At 71.7% G+C, this 14,286-nt stretch carries 12 protein-coding genes; 8 read left to right on the forward strand and 4 right to left on the reverse strand.

The window, feature by feature from the left end:
- Positions 1 to 129: 129 nt before the first annotated feature.
- Positions 130 to 1,245, reverse strand: a complete 1,116-nt coding sequence (locus tag AB0H53_RS17025; protein WP_362113091.1) for an AI-2E family transporter — start codon at positions 1,243 to 1,245, stop codon at positions 130 to 132.
- Between the two features lie 152 nt (positions 1,246 to 1,397).
- Here AB0H53_RS17025 and AB0H53_RS17030 point away from each other — a divergent pair, with 152 nt between their 5' ends.
- Complete coding sequence (locus tag AB0H53_RS17030; RefSeq protein ID WP_362113094.1) at positions 1,398 to 1,976, forward strand: Type-2Aa cytolytic delta-endotoxin; 579 nt, start codon at positions 1,398 to 1,400, stop codon at positions 1,974 to 1,976.
- A gap of 543 nt (positions 1,977 to 2,519) precedes the next feature.
- Here the strand turns inward: AB0H53_RS17030 and AB0H53_RS17035 are convergent.
- Genes AB0H53_RS17035 through AB0H53_RS17045 form a run of 3 tightly spaced genes read right to left on the reverse strand, consistent with a single transcriptional unit; the run spans position 2,520 to position 5,747 of the window.
- A complete protein-coding gene (locus AB0H53_RS17035) occupies positions 2,520 to 3,623 on the reverse strand; it encodes an AMP-binding protein (RefSeq protein WP_362113097.1) in 1,104 nt (367 codons plus the stop codon).
- Positions 3,624 to 3,636: 13 nt separating this feature from the next.
- The gene (locus AB0H53_RS17040) at positions 3,637 to 5,034 is read right to left on the reverse strand and encodes an aldehyde dehydrogenase family protein (RefSeq protein WP_362113100.1); all 1,398 of its coding nucleotides are present in this window, start codon (positions 5,032 to 5,034) and stop codon (positions 3,637 to 3,639) included.
- A gap of 11 nt (positions 5,035 to 5,045) precedes the next feature.
- Positions 5,046 to 5,747 carry an NRDE family protein gene (locus tag AB0H53_RS17045; protein WP_362113103.1) on the reverse strand — a complete coding sequence of 234 codons (702 nt, stop codon included), beginning with the start codon at positions 5,745 to 5,747 and terminating at the stop codon, positions 5,046 to 5,048.
- 263 nt (positions 5,748 to 6,010) lie between these two features.
- Here AB0H53_RS17045 and argJ point away from each other — a divergent pair, with 263 nt between their 5' ends.
- The 7 genes from argJ to AB0H53_RS17080 all read left to right on the forward strand — a co-directional run bounded on the left by argJ (position 6,011) and on the right by AB0H53_RS17080 (position 13,960).
- Positions 6,011 to 7,165 carry a bifunctional glutamate N-acetyltransferase/amino-acid acetyltransferase ArgJ gene (argJ, locus tag AB0H53_RS17050; protein WP_362113106.1) on the forward strand — a complete coding sequence of 385 codons (1,155 nt, stop codon included), beginning with the start codon at positions 6,011 to 6,013 and terminating at the stop codon, positions 7,163 to 7,165.
- A gap of 41 nt (positions 7,166 to 7,206) precedes the next feature.
- Entirely contained in the window at positions 7,207 to 8,310 is a 1,104-nt protein-coding gene (locus tag AB0H53_RS17055) for a GNAT family N-acetyltransferase (protein WP_362113107.1), read from the forward strand.
- Positions 8,307 to 9,560, forward strand: coding sequence for an ATP-grasp domain-containing protein (locus AB0H53_RS17060; RefSeq protein WP_362113110.1), 1,254 nt, complete (start codon positions 8,307 to 8,309; stop codon positions 9,558 to 9,560). The genes AB0H53_RS17055 and AB0H53_RS17060 overlap by 4 nt, the downstream gene beginning before the upstream one ends.
- Positions 9,557 to 10,789, forward strand: a complete 1,233-nt coding sequence (locus tag AB0H53_RS17065) for an MFS transporter (protein WP_362113113.1) — start codon at positions 9,557 to 9,559, stop codon at positions 10,787 to 10,789. Before AB0H53_RS17060 ends, AB0H53_RS17065 begins: the two co-directional genes overlap by 4 nt.
- Before the next feature lie 101 nt (positions 10,790 to 10,890).
- Complete coding sequence (locus tag AB0H53_RS17070) at positions 10,891 to 11,688, forward strand: enoyl-CoA hydratase/isomerase family protein (RefSeq protein WP_362113116.1); 798 nt, start codon at positions 10,891 to 10,893, stop codon at positions 11,686 to 11,688.
- Between the two features lie 128 nt (positions 11,689 to 11,816).
- Positions 11,817 to 13,091 (forward strand): asparagine synthase-related protein, encoded by a 1,275-nt coding sequence (locus AB0H53_RS17075; RefSeq protein WP_362113119.1) that lies wholly within the window; start codon positions 11,817 to 11,819, stop codon positions 13,089 to 13,091.
- Positions 13,088 to 13,960: a TauD/TfdA family dioxygenase gene (locus AB0H53_RS17080; protein WP_362113122.1), complete on the forward strand. Its 873-nt coding sequence runs from the start codon at positions 13,088 to 13,090 to the stop codon at positions 13,958 to 13,960. The genes AB0H53_RS17075 and AB0H53_RS17080 overlap by 4 nt, the downstream gene beginning before the upstream one ends.
- The last annotated feature ends 326 nt before the right edge of the window (positions 13,961 to 14,286 follow it).

Below are 14,286 nucleotides of genomic sequence, written 5' to 3' on the forward strand. Positions count from 1 at the left end.
CCGAGCGCCCCGGACCGCAGTGGGCGCTTTTGCACGGGGTGGGCCCGGTACGGCGGCCGGCCGTGGCCGTACCCGCCGTACCGGGCCCGTGGGGATGCGAGGGTTCGACTCGCCGTGGTCGCACGGACGTCACGACGGGACGGCGGCCCCGTTGTCCGTCGTGGCGGCCTTCCGCTCGTACGGCGGGTCGCTGAGCTGCTCACGCACGTAGTTCCAGACCACCGCGATCAGCGCGGCCGCCGGTACGGCCAGCAGGCTGCCCACGACGCCGGCGAGACTGCCGCCCAGCGTCACCGCGAGCAGGACCACCGCCGCGTGCAGGCCGAGTCCCCGGCTCTGGATCATGGGCTGGAACACGTTGCCCTCCAGCTGCTGGACCACGACGATGATCGCCAGCACGATCAGCGCGTCGGTCAGGCCGTTCGAGACCAACGCGATGAGCACCGCCACCAGACCGGCGAACAGGGCACCCACGATCGGCACGAACGCGGAGACGAAGGTCAGCACGGCGAGCGGGAGCACCAGCGGCACCCCCAGGATCCAGAGGCCGAGGCCGATGAAGACGGCGTCGAGCAGGCCGACGAAGGCCTGGGAACGCACGAACGCGCTCAGGGTCTCCCAGCCGCGCGCGGCCACGACGGGGACGTCGGTGGCGAGCCTGCCGGGGAGCTGACGGGCGAGCCACGGCAGGAACCGCGGGCCGTCCTTGAGGAAGAAGAACATCAGGAACAGCGCCAGCACGGCGGTGACCAGGCCGCTGAACACGGTGCTCACGCCCGTGACGACAGTGGTGACCATGCTGCCGACGCCCTTCTGCAGGCGATCGGTCGCGGCGTCGGTGGCGCCGGTGATCTGGTCGTCGCCGATGTGCAGCGGCGGCCCGGCGGCCCACTCGCGCAGCCTCTGGATGCCTTCGACCACGCCGTCCGCCAGCTCACCGGACTGGGACGCCACCGGCACCGCGATCAACGCCACGATGCCCGAGGCGACCAGGAGGAACAGCACGGTCACCACCGACGCGGCGAGGGCGGGGTGCCAGCCGCGCCGACGCAGGTGGCGCGCCAGGGGCCAGGTCAGCGTGGTGAGGAGCAGTCCCACTATGAGCGGCCAGACGACCGACCACATCCGGCCCAGAAGCCACAGGGCCACCGAGACCGAGACGAGGACCAGGAGCAACTCGACGGAGACACGCGCCGATGCCCGCAGCGCGGCGGCGGCTTTTCTGGAGTTCAGCGTGGCAGACATGGGGCCACCCTATGGGCGCTCCGGGCGTACTCCGGTAACGCTGCCGCCGATCCCCCTCGCGGGTCGGCAGCCGCCGGCTCACCGGCATACTGACCCCTCCGCGGCGACACCACCACGGGTGCTCGCACAGCACGGCACAGGAGGAGCCCGTCATGGCTGCCAGTTTCAAGACGGTCATCGAGGTGGGGCCGGACCACCTCGACCAGGCCCGGGGCATCGACCGCACGTTCCAGCAGGCGATCGCCCCGGCCACCGTCGGCTTCGACTTCGGCAACATCCGGAAGGCGGTCGGTGCCATACCCGACAGCGAGATCGTCAAAATGGTCTGTGGCTGGGGCCTTCAGGAGACCGCACCGGTCCACGTCATGGTCCTCTCCCTGCGGGAGGCCGTCCGCCAGGCCCTCCCGGAGACGTTCGCCACGGCCGCGTTCTGGGACACCATCGAGCGGGAGCTGACCCGCGCCTTCACGGGCCTCGCCGCGCAGGAGGGCGAGCCGGGACTGTCGTACTACGAGGAGTCGGACGAGCGCACCGGCTACTACCGTGACCTGCTCTTCGCCCTCCAGGACGAGGAGACCGGCACGCACATGTACGCCATCGCCTTCTGCATCGACGTGACCGTCGGCCTCGACAAGGCCGGGGTCGGCCGCCTGGGTGTGGAGGACATCGCTCCGTACGCGATCCGGCTCAACGCGATCGTGGTGCGCCAGGAGCTCCACCTCGCGGCCTGACCGCCGCCCCGCGGGCAACGCCCCGTACCGGCCCGCCGTCCCGGGCCGTTCCGGCCGCGAGCAGCGCCTCCATCGACGAGGCGGACGCGGCGCGCCGGCCGTCCCCGCCGCGCACCTCCGCGGCAGCGTGGACGACAGCGGCACCCGCCGCGACGGCGATCGTTGCGGACCCGCGCCGCTTCGCCGGCCACGCGGTCCGAACCGCGCCGGCCCGCTCTCCGCTACGGCCCGCCGCGCCGGGCCCCTGAGCAGACGGGCACCGACGGGCGGCACCCCTCCGAGGCCGTCGGGGCGCCGCTGTGGCAGCCGCCACCGGCAAGCCGGGAGGGCCTTGGCCACCGGTGCGCCGGCCACATCCGCAACGATCCGTGCCGTCCCCGGCTGTCCCCACCGCCGTGACCCGCGTGCTGCCCGCCCACCGGTCGAAGACGTTGCCGTCGGCGAACCGGGCCGTCACGCCCGCTCGGTCGGCACCGGGCTGATCGCCTGCCCGGCCCGGGCGGGACGCGACGGTCCCGCCGCCCCACCGCTCCAGGTCAGCCGTCAGTACACGCCCTCCACCCGCCTGCCTTCGGTGAACTCCGGGCTGAACGGGTCACCGATCCACGGCCACGGAAACAGTTCGGCGGCCGCGCCGTACGGTTCCACCCGCCGGGCCCGGTCGCGTTCGAGGAAGCCCGGCAGGAGCTGGTCGTCGGTGAGCCGCCACACCCGCACCCGGCCCTCCTCGCCGAAGGCGACCGGGACCTTGTCGTCGTCGACCATGTCGATGGTCACCCACGGCGAGCTCGGGATGTAGACCAGCCGGTGCTCGTCCTCCGGCTCGAACGGCTTCTGCCAGCTGATGCTGGTGGTCGACGAGCCGTACATGCCGAGGATCGGCACGTCCGGGAACACGTCCTCGCGCAGCAACCTGTGCGACTGCACCGGCATGGTCGTGCCCGCGTGTACGACTCCCCGAACGTCCTTGAGCAGCTTGGCGTCCACGTACTCGGGCAGCATCTCCAGCAGCCGGGCGGTCCCGTAGATGACGCCGATGCGCTGGGACTCCAGTACCGCGTTCACCTGGTCCCAGATGTGCTGGACGTACCGGTCGTACGCCGCGGTCATGCCCTCCTCACCGAAGATCTTCACGATCCGCGGGTCGAGGTCGATCGAGAAGCACATGCCGCCCCGGGTCTCCGCCCAGTCGACGACGAGCCTGCCGATGGTGTGCGGGCCCATCGGCGAGATGTACAGCCAATTGCAGCCGCGCGGGATGCCGTGCGTGTCCATGGCGTAGTCGGAGAAGTCGCGCACGTGCTTCCAGTACGCGCCGCCCCAGGTGCCGTGCTTGGGCAGACCGGTCGTACCGCCGGTCTGCGCCGCCCAGAGGAAGTCGTCGCCGTGCACGACGTCGGCCGGGATGAAGTCCTCGGCGGGACGGCGACGGCTCGCCTCCTCGAAGATCTCCTGGTCGGCGTCGTCGCGGAAGGCCAGCAGTTCCTGGGCGGCCGCCCACCCGTCCACCCGGGAGTAGGCGTTGGCGCCCAGCCTGCGGTCGCGCTCCAACCAGAACGGCGACCCGGTCTCTGGGTGCAGGTGGCGTCGCACGATCGTGCGCACGTGCTCGTCGGACACGGCGTGCAGCGGTGGTGGGTTCACCATGAGCGTCTCCAGGTCAGTTGGGGAGTACGGGCTTCTTCTGGAAGAGGAAGTCGGCGAGGTAGCCCTCCTGTGGGTCGATCGGGTCGTACCCCCGGTCGAACTGCTCGCCGTGGAACACCTTGGAGATGGACGGCTCGGCGACGAGCTGGTCGAGCAGTTCGGCGTCCTCACCGGTGAGCGACACGATGAGCGACTGCCGGCACGTGTGCGCCAGCTCCTCGCGCGGCACCTCGGTCACCGTGACGAACGGGAACGGCAACTCCATGCGGACCAGCGGCGAGTCCGGCTCCACCCGCAACACGGTGGGGCGCAGGAACCGGGTCCCGTCCAGCTCCACCCGCAGCGGAACGCCGGTCAGCCGCGCCGTGACGTCCTCCGCTCCCGCCGCGATCTCACGTTCGACCAGCCCGGCCACGTAGTTCCAGTCGTCGGGGTCGGTGAACGCGGGGACGTTCGCGGCCGGATCCGCCAGGGGCAGCACCGGGAACTCCGCGAACTTCGCCGCGAGGTGTTCCGCCGCCTCGTGCGCGGACCACGGGACCGCGATGCTGCTGACGTTGGTGCACAGCCGCCCGCACCCCTGGAACGCGAGCCGCGCGAGCCGCACCCACGTGTCGTCACCGGGATCCCGCGGCAGCACGGCCTTGCTGCGGCCGAAGTGGTAGAGCTTCAGCCTGGTCGGGTCGAGACCCGGCGGATACTGCTCACCCGGCCACACGACCTGGTCCGCCAGCCGGTGGAAGGTTTCGGCGCTGTCGTGGCAGACCGACACGGCACCGTCGGGCAGCCCCGCCTCGTAGAGCGCCTCGACGAAGATCGCCGCCACGAACGGGTCGTGCCTCGTGGTACTGACCAGGGTCGGCCGCCTGCTGGCGAGGACCTGCAGCCACTCGATGGCGATCGTCGGGAAGTTGGCGGGCACCCTGACCATCGCGGTGCGCCCGGCGGGCAGCCATGACCACCCGCGCCCGGTGTGGCCGGTGCGGTACGGGGCGGTGGTGCCGTCCGGTGACTGCACGGCCATGATCTTGTCCAGGTACAGCATCTGGTCCACGACGGCGAGGATCCCGCGGGTGGCCCGGCGCACCGGCAGACCACAGGCCGAGGCGAGCGCGGCCAGCTCATCGGCGAGCGCGCCGCTCTCGATCCGGTGCCGGACGATCTCGGCGGCGCGGCGGAACAGGGCGAACCACTCGTCGTCCTCGATGGACCGCATCGCGGCGACGGCTGCCTTGGCGCGGTTCACCATCCGCTGCTGCACGAGGCGGCTCGCGTGGTCCACGGTGGCGACGACCTCGCCCCGGCAGCCGAGCAGCTCGGCGGGGCGGGCGGACGACCAGGTCGGCTCGGCGCCCACCCAGGAGGGCACGGCGGGCACCGGCTCCCGGGTGGTGGGTGACGGTTGCGACACAGTGATTCTCCCTAACGGTGGTTGAGCACACGGTCGGTCACCCGGCGTAAGGCGCCGGGGTTCCGCGGATCTGCGGTGAAGTCGTAGGTGAGCCGGTCCCGGCTGATGGAGACGAGCGCCGCCGACGTCGTGCCGTACGGCCGGCCCCCCTCGATCCGGTCGACGAGCAGGGCTTCCTGAGCGGCGGGGAAGGGCTCCGGGTCTTCGAGCAGGGTCGGCCACGCGCCGTCGGTGAGGCCGGCCAGCCGTGGGAGGAAGCGGCGGACCCGGGGATGGCCCAGGTCGTCGAGTCCGCCGTAGGTCAGCGTGTGGTCGCCTTCGGGCACGTCCGCCGCGCACAGTTCGCGCCCGTCCCAGCTGACCAGCCGTGCCCGGCCCGGTTCGGCGTGCAGCAGGTGGAAGCCCGGCAGCCCGGTGACGTCGTGCCGGGTCGGCTCTCCCCGGTCGAGCACCCGCAGGGGGAGCACGCCCCGGCTGCCGGGCTCGCCCGGGGGCTCGCCGGGACCGTTCACCAGCACCGCGACCGAGGGCCGGTCGGTGCGCACGGCGAGCCAGGTGCCGCCGGAGACGAGGTCCAGCCCGCCGGTCAGGTGCGGATCGTTCCAGTGCGTGCCCGGTGGCGCCCACGGCCGGTCCAGGAACTCGTCCCGCACGGCTGCCAGCACGACGGTCGCGTCCGGGCGCGCGCGGACGCGGAGGAATATGGTGCACATCAGCTGCCCCCGTCGGCCGGTGATCTTTCTTCTCGGGTCCGACAGTGCATGCTTATGCAGCAACCTGTCCAGCCTGTGTGGTGCCCGTCACAGTGCCCTCAGTGTTGTTGCGTCAACTGTCACCCTCATCACCGGTATTGCCGGCGCTCTTCAGGCTTTGGTTCCCGCACAGGGATGCGGCTTGAGGTATCGTCATTCATGGCAGTGCATATGCGTATTCCCATGCGAGTTCCCCGACGCGCCAGATGAGAGGACACGACGTCATGTCGTCACCGGGCCCACGAGGTTTCCGCAGCCGGACAGCGGCACTGGGAATCAAGGACGAGGCGGACGACTTCGCCGTCGTCCTGTCCGACGTGCCCGCCGCGGTGTCGGCGGTCTTCACGCGGTCCAGGTTCGTCGGGCACAGTGTCACGCTGAGCCGCGAGTCGGCGGCCGCCGGCACGGCCCGCGGTGTCGTGGTCGTCGCCCGCAACGCCAACGTCGCCACCGGTGCCGAGGGCATGGCGAACGCGCGTGAGGTACGCGCCACCGTCGCCGAGGCCGCCGGGTTCGCGCCCGAGGAGCTGCTGATCGCGTCCACGGGGGTCATCGGGCGCCAGTACCCGATGGACCGGGTCCGGTCCGGGCTGGCGAAGCTCCCATGGCCGCTTCCGGAAGCGGATCTGGAGGCGGCCGCGCGGGCGATCATGACCACCGACACAGTCGCCAAGCACGTGGTGCTGCCCTGCGGTGACGCGACCGTCGCCGCCATCGCCAAGGGCGTCGGCATGATCGAGCCGAACATGGCGACGCTGCTGGCGTTCTTCTTCACCGACGCGCGGCTGGACCAGCCGGTGCTGGACCGGGTGTTCCGTCGGGTGGTCGACCGGACGTTCAACGCGCTGAGCATCGACACCGACACCTCCACGAGCGACAGCGCCGTCATCCTCGCCAACGGCCTGGCGGGCCCGGTGGACGAGGCCGCGTTCGAGGCCGTGCTGTACCAGGCCGCCCTGCGGCTGGTACGGGAGATCGCGGCCGACGGCGAGGGTGCCAGCAAGCTGATCGAGGTTCGGGTGGTCGGCGCGCGCGACGACGCGCAGGCGAAGCGGGTCGGCAAGACCGTGGTCAACTCACCGCTGGTGAAGACCGCCGTACACGGCGCCGACCCCAACTGGGGCCGTGTCGCGATGGCGATCGGCAAGTGCGAGGACGACCTGGACATCGACCCGGCGAACGTGGTGATCCGTTTCGGTGACGTGGAGACCTACCCGGCGCCCTCGAGCGACGAGGTGCTGGCCGCCGCCACGGCGCATCTGAAGGGCGACGAGGTCCTGATCACCATCGACCTGGGCATCGCGTCGGGTGAGTTCACCGTCTACGGCTGCGACCTCACCGACGGATACATCAGGATCAACGCCGACTACACGACCTGACGTATTCCGACGGGCAGCAGGCGGCAAGGGTCAGGGGGATCATGCAGAGCGGCGAGAACGCCCTCATACGCTGGGAGCACACCGCGGACATACCGGTGGACGACTGGGACGGCCTGGTCGGTCCGGACGACCTGTTCCTGTCCCACCGCTGGCTGCGGGTGGCCGAGGAGACCGCCCGGACGCCGATGCGGTACCTGTGCGTGCGGCGCGGCGGCCAGCCGGTCGCCGCGCTGGCCACGGCGCTCGCGACGGCGGACGTGCCGTGGGTGTCCGGGCGGGTCGACCACCTGCTCGACCGCTGCGCCGACGAGGGCCTCGACGGCGCGGCCGGCCTCCTGCGGCGGCTGGAGGGCGGTGCGGGCGCGCTGCTGCCCACCGTCCACTCCGGGGGCAGGCACGTCGGCCGCACACGCGTGCTGCACGCCGCCGGGCCGGAACACGCGTCGCGCCAGGACGTCGAGCTGCTGGTCGCGGAGGCCGAGGAACTGGCCGCCGGCACCGGTTGCGCGTCGGTCTCGTTCCCGTACGTCGACGAGCGGGACACCGTGCTCGACGGGGTGCTGCGGGACCGGGACTACTCCTCGTTCACCTCGGGCAACTACCACTGGCTGCCGGTCGACCCGGCCGGATTCCCCGCGTACGCGGCGGCACTGCCGCGCAAACGCCGGCTGAGCGTGCTCAGCGAACGCCGCAAGGTGCGCGGGGCGGGCCTGGAGGTCACCCACGAGCCGGTCACGCCGGACCTCGTCGGCCGACTGGCCGAACTGGAGGTGCGGTTGCTCGCCAAGTACGGGCTGACCTGGCCGGCCGAGCGGTCCGCCGCGGCCATCGGCACCGCCGCCGCCCGGTTCGGAGACGACGCGTCGGTGCTGCTCGGCCGGGCTGGAGGCGACGTACGCGGGTTCGCGCTGATGCTCCGCCGCGGCGACCAGTGGTACGCCCGGCAGTGCGGCTTCGACTACGGGTTCCTCGGCAAGGTGCCGCTCTACTACGAGCTCCTCTACTACTTCGCCGTGGAACGCGCCGCCGAGCTCGGAGTCGCGGCCATCCAGTACGGCATCGGCAGCGACACCGCGAAGCGATCCCGCGGCTGCGGGTCGAGCCGGCTGACCTGCCACGTGCTGCCGCTGGGACGGCGCGGGTGAACCACGAGGGCGTTTTCCTGGTGGTGGAGACCCAGCTCTCCCACTTCGGGCTGAGTCCCCTCGTCGCGGCGCGGAAACTGGGCCTCCGCAGCGTCTTCGTGACCAGGGACCCCGGTCGTTACGCCGGGCCCCGCGGGTCGATCGGACCTGGTGACCTGGCCGACCACGTGGTCCGGGCGGACACCCGTGACACCGCCGCTGTGGTGGCCGCCGCCCATTCCACGGCGGACATGGGCGAGGTACGCGGCATGTGCACGTTCACCGACTACAGCGTCGGCGTGGTCGCGGAGGCCGCCGGGGAGCTCGGGCTGGCCGGGCTGTCGCCGGACGCGGCGCACCGGGCCCGCAACAAGCTCGGGACGCGGCGGGCATGTGCCGAGGCCGGGGTGCCCGCGCCGCTGTTCGCCTGGACGGCCACCGAGGAGGCCGCGGTCGCCGAAGCCGGCAACATCGGCTATCCGTGCGTGGTCAAGCCCGCCACCGAGGCGGGCAGCATCGGTGTGCGGCTGTGCCGGGACGCCGACGAGGTGCGGGAGCACTTCCGCGCGCTGGCGTCGGACGAGCGCGACTTCCGGGGTCAGGTCAAGCCCGTCGGGGCACTCGTCGAGGAGTACCTGGTCGGCTACGAGGTGAGCGTGGAGTCCGTGCTGGTCGACGGGCGCCGCAGGACCCTCGGCGTGGTGGACAAGGTACTCGGTGCCCACCCGCACTTCGTCGAACTCGGCCAGAGCTTCCCGTCGACGCTCCCCGCGTCGGTGACCCGCGACGCGTCCGAGATCGCGGAAGCCGCGCTGGACGCCATCGGGCACGACTTCGGCGCGGCGCACGTCGAGCTGAAGGTGACCACCACCGGCCCGAAGCTGGTGGAGATCAACGCGCGGCCGGCCGGTGCGGACATCACCCGGCTGATCGCCGAGGCCACCGGGGTGGACCTGCCGCTCCAGGTGGTCCGGATGCACGCCGGCCTGCCCGCCGACGTCACACCCGTGCGGAACCGGGCGGCCGCGTCGCGGTGTGTCACGGCCGGTGCGACGGGAACCGTGCACGCCGTGCGCGGAGTCGAGCTGGCCCGCCGGGTCGCCGACGGCATCGAGGTGGAGCTGGAGGCCGCGGTGGGGGACGAGGTCCGGTGCCCCACCAGCAACATGGACGTGATCGGCCGGATCGTCGCGGTCGGTACCCACGCGGCCGAGACGGTGCGGCTGGCCGACGCCGCGCTCGGCCAGATACAGGTGGAGGTGCTGCCGTGAACGCCACGGACACCTCACCGCCCAAGGGCTTACGGGCCGTACTGCCGCACGGGCGCGGAGTGGTCACCTTCGGACTGTCCCACCTGGTGAGCGCGGTGGGCACCGGCGTGTTCTACCCGTACACGCTCCTGTTCTTCCCCGCCCTGCTCGGCATTCCGCTCACGCAGGTGGGTCTGGTGCTGACCGTCACGGCGCTGGCCGCCCTGCCGGGGATGTTCTGGGTCGGGCGGCTGATCGACCGGATCGGCCCGAGACCCGTGCTGATCGCGGCGTCGCTGTTGCGCTCCGCCGGGTTCACCGGGTACGTGACGATCCGGGACGTCGCGGCGTTCGCCCTGTTCAGTGTCGTCATCGCGCTGTGCAACCGGGCGGAGCAGGCGGCGTCACCCGCGCTCGCGGTCGCGCTCGCACCGGAGGGCGATCGCAACCGGTGGCTCGCGCTCTCCCGTACGGTCTTCAACGCGGGCATCGGCGGTGGCGCGATGCTGGGCAGCACTCTGATCGTCGGCGGTGAGGCGGCACTGGTGTGGCTCGGCCTGGCCAACGCCGCCAGCTTCCTCGTCGCGGGGATCATGCTGTGGCCGTTGCGACCGGCACCGGTCCCGCCCGCCGAGCGCGCGCGGCCGAGTCGCGGACCGTGGCGCGACGGGCCGTTCCTCGCCGCCGTCACGTTCAACTCCGCGCTGTGGCTGGTCGCGCTGGCGGTGGAGACCGGCATGTCCGCCTACCTCGTCGGCTCACTCGGTGCGCCCGCTTGGCTGGCAGGCACGCTGTTCGCTGTCAACACCGGGCTGCTGATCGTCCTCCAGCTGCCGCTCACCTCGACGCTTGAGCGCTGGGGGAACACCTCGGTGCTCGTCGCGGGCACACTGCTCGGCACGCTCTTCCTGGTGACCATGGCGCTGGCCGGAGCACTGACCGGAACCGCGCTGGTCGTCCTGCTGGTGTTCGGCATGGTGGTCTACACGTGCGGCGAACTGGCGACCACGCACGCGCGTCAGGCCCTGCTCACCGATCTGCCGCCACCTGCCGAACTCGGCTCGTTCCTGGCGTTCAACCAGGTCGCGACCGGGATCTCCGGCGCGCTGGTGCCGTTCGTGGTGGCCGCGACGCTCGACTCGGCCCCCGCCGGGCTGTGGTGGCTCATGGCCACGCTCACGGCGGCGACCTCCGTCGCCGTGGTGGCCGCGCGCCCACTGCTCCTGGCACGCACGGGGGGAAAACAGTGACCACCCCGAACGTCGCTTGACAGGCGCCTGCCGGCGCCACTGGCTGTTGCTGCCGATTTCCCCTGCGCAAGCATTCGAGAAAAACCTGGAGGCAGATTGTGATGACCCACGACTACGGATCGTTCGACTTCGGTGTGACCGTGACGGACGGGGTCGCGCTGGTCGAGTTCGACGACGCGCATCGGCACAACCCGTGGTCCATGCCGCGCATGGCCGGGCTCACCCGGCTGCTGACGGAGTTCGGACGTGATGACCGGGTTCGTTCGGTGGTCCTGTTCAGCGGCCTCGGCCGGTCGTTCGGTGTCGGCGGCAGCTTCCACGAGACGGCGAAGTTCACCGGTGGTGACGAGGTCGACGCATGGATCGACCAGGTGACCGATCTCTACATCGCGGCGCTCCGGCTGGACCGGCCGCTGATCGCGGCGATCGACGGCTATGCGATCGGCATCGGCCTGCAGATAGCGCTCACCGCGGACTACCGGATCGGCAGCAGCCGCTGCGTGCTCAAGATGCCGGAATTCGAACTCGGCATCGCGTGCACGTTCGGTGGTTTCATGCTGGAGAAGGTGGTCGGCCGGGCGGTGATGCAGAAGATGCTGATGTCCTGTGCGGAATGGGACGCCGGACGCTCGGAGCAGGACAACCTGCTGCACGAGGTCGTTCCGGCGGAAGACCTCCGGGACGCCGCGTTGCGCCACGCCGAGCATGCCGCTGGATTCACCGCGGCGGGCTTCCGTACGACGAAGCCGTACCTGAACGCGAGCTACATCGAAGGGCTGGAGCGGACCAGGGTGGCCGGGAAACTGGCCCATCGGGCGGCGTTCGCCGCCGGGGAAGCGCAGCGCAGGATGAACCGTGTCATCGGCGCGGGTTCCGAACTGGCCGGCGTGGGCCGATGACCGGCACGCCGTGGCTTGTGGTGTCGAACTGCCCGATTCCCGGCTTCGACGAGGCCCTGTCACCCGTCGCACTGGGCAGCGTGCGGGCGCACACGTCAGCGTGGTCGCCCGTTCCCGGTGGGGACGGGATGACCTTCGCCGTGGAGGCGGCGGGGACGTCCATCCACCTGGAGCCCGACCGGGTGCGCGTCGCGGTGTCGGGTCAGAACACCACCCCGGTGTACTTCGCGGCGGAGGCGGCGACCGGCCGGTTCGTCCTCGGCACCGACCTGCCGACGACCGCTGCGGCCTTCGCGTCGCTGACCGGGACGGCCGCGGCGCTGCGGGACGACATCGGTGTCCACTGCGGACCCTTGTCCTCGGTCGTCGGCGTCGAGCGCCTGGAGCACCTGGTCGAACTGGACCTGCGGCCGGAAGGCGGGACGTGGCAGTGCACCCGGACCCGACGGTCCGAGCTCGTGGAGCCGCCGATCAGGTTCCACGACGCGCTGCTCGCGGGCGAGGCCCAGGTGGACGCGTTGCGCGTGGCGATCGCGGATGCCCTGTCCACGGAGAAGAACGCCGGTGTACTGGTGTCCGGGGGAGTGGACTCCGGGCTCGTGGCGGCACTGGTCGCCGAGTCCGGCACACCGGCAACGGCCTACACCATCGGCACCGAGTGGGGCGACGAATACGAGCACGCGGCCGAGGCCGCGCGAGCTGTCGGGCTCGACCTGCGGCGTACGGCACTGGGGGCCGACGACATCGTCGCGGCCCTTCCGGCCACGGTGCGCGCGTTCGGCCACGGTGAGCCGGAGACGATCGCGATCGGCGTCGCGCTGACCGCGTTCTGCCGGGGCGGGTACGCGGCGGAACGGCTGCTGTTCACCGGCTACGGCTCGGACCTGCTGAACTCCGGGATGGCGACGACCGACGAGATCGACGGCGACATCGGCGCCAAGGTGCGAGAAGCGATGCACCGCACCCGCTATTCGTCGGAGTTCACCTGGGCGCTCGGCGACGGACGCGGCCACCGGCTGACACACCCGTACTGGCACCCCGGGGTGCTGGACGCGGCGCTGGCGACCGATCCGGCCGTGAAGACGTTCCGCGGCAGGGAGAAGGGCCACCTGCGGCTCGCGGCTCGGGCACTGCTGCCCGAGGACGTGGCGTGGCGCCGGAAGACCGCGATCCACCACGGCAATGGGCTCGGTGCCAACCTCTCCCGGCTCATCGACGCCCACACCGGTGTGCCCGGCGGCACGGCACTCGTCCACCGCGCCCTGCTCGCCTCGCAGATCGCCACCGCGGTGCACAACCCGTTGGCCTCCCTGACAGGCCGTGAGGCCTACGACCGTGCGGTCGCCCAGGTGGCCGGCGGTTCCCACCAACACCTCATCAGCGTCGAAGGCGGTACACGATGACCCAGTCCGGTGTTTCAGCGCTCACCCCCTCCGGGTTCGGAGCCTTGTGGGACGACGGCACCCAGGCCGACCCGAGAACCGTGCGCGAGCTCGCGCTGCGGTCCGGCGTCGCGGTCGTGAAGGACCAGAGGTTCACCAAGGAGGGGTTCCGCGAGTTCGTCTCGGGCCTCGGCGACAAGGTCTCCTATGACGACAACGACGGCGTCGGGTACGGGTTCACGGACATCCTGCACCTGGACGGCACCCGGGAAGAGGGCAAGGTGATCACGGGTCGCGGTGGCCTCCCGCTGCACACCGACGGGGTCCTCCTCGGCACGCAGGTCGACCTGATCGTCCTGTACGCCGCCGAGGTGCGCGAGCTGAGGGCCGACGGCGCGACCCTGGTGTGCGACCAGATCAAGGCGTGGCACGAACTGCCCGACGACCTGCGCGCGGTGCTCGACCGCGGCCATCTGGAGTACATGGCGACCGAACGCGGCTACTTCACGAGCGTCCCCGAGGGGTGGTACCGGATACCCACGTTCCGTGACTACGGCCGGGTGAAGTCGCTCAACCTCGCCCTCCCGTTCCAGGCCGACGAGGCGCTGGCGAGCTGGGACGTGCGGGTGCCGGACGTGTCGGCCGAGGAGTCGGAGCGCTTCTTCACCGCCCTGCGCGCGCACCTCTCGGCGGACCGCTACCTCTACGAACACCGCTGGGCCGCGGGCGATCTCGTCGTCATCGACAACCAGCGCACGCTGCACGGCAGGCGCGGCCTCGCCGACTCGGCGAGCCGCAAACTGCTGCGCGGCCAGGTGACGCTGGCGGAGGTGGCGGGCGCGCCGGGAGCCATCACGGGCGGGGCCGTGCACGAGGTGAGCCCGGTGTGACCACCCGCTGATGCCCGGGGCGGCCGAAGGCCGAGCCGGGTCGCGGGTGTGGTGACACAGCCCGGCGGCGCTGTCGCCGTGCCGCCGGAGGGGCACGCGCGGCGGCGCCGCCGGCCGGAGGAACGGGCGCGCGGTCGCCGGGCCATGGCGGGATCAGGGCCGTCGCCCGCGCGGCCGGGGCTCGCGACGGCTTCCTGCCGCGCCGGTTGACCGGACGCGGCTCCCGCGCGACCCCGTGGGGCGAGTGGGCCGGAAGGGCGGGGGCCGCAAGCGGGACGTGGACCACGACCGGGGCCGCGGCCCGTACTGCCGGCGCCGATCGGGCC

The organism is Streptomyces sp. NPDC050856, assembly GCF_040653855.1.
GTDB lineage: Bacteria > Actinomycetota > Actinomycetes > Streptomycetales > Streptomycetaceae > Streptomyces.